Genomic DNA, 552 nt, shown 5'->3' on the forward strand with positions numbered 1-552 from the left:
CTACGAACCCATCCAACAACTCCAGACGGATAGTAGACAGCAATGATTACTATCAAAGCAGCATAAATGACAAGGTCTGTCCCCTTTCCAGAACCACCAAACACTACGCGCGTTCCTTCTTCGATAAAGGTGAGAACTGCAGCCCCAATCACAGGCCCCGATAAGGTTCCAACACCGCCGAGAATGGAAACCAAGGCCATTTTTATTGAAAGCCCGGTGTGTAAAACTGATGCGGGATCAATATAAAGTTCTTTATGCGCATACAGGCTGCCACCTAATGCTGTAAAAAAACTGCTGATGGCAAAAGCGATTTGTTTATAGAGACTAAGATTAACGCCTAAACTTTGAGCCGCATCGGGCTCATCCTTTATGGCTCTGAAATAATAGCCAAGATAGCTTTTTTCGATAGCATAATTAACTGCCAAGGTTAGCAGCAGTAGTCCCAAAGCGAGATAATAGTAGGGTTCTTTTTCCGAGAATATAAGAAACTTCCACCCGCCTTCCATGGGAAGATTAAGGCCAACCGCTGTGCCTGCAAATTCCCAATTAGTA

1 protein-coding gene is annotated in these 552 nt (G+C 44.4%); it reads right to left on the reverse strand.

Features of this window, described 5'->3' with window-relative positions:
- The coding region (locus tag JK635_RS28205) for a branched-chain amino acid ABC transporter permease (RefSeq protein ID WP_202653263.1) at positions 1-552 on the reverse strand (552 nt) is incomplete at both ends.

It is taken from the genome of Neobacillus paridis (genome assembly GCF_016765675.1).
Taxonomy (GTDB): Bacteria; Bacillota; Bacilli; order Bacillales; family Cytobacillaceae; genus Neobacillus; species Neobacillus paridis.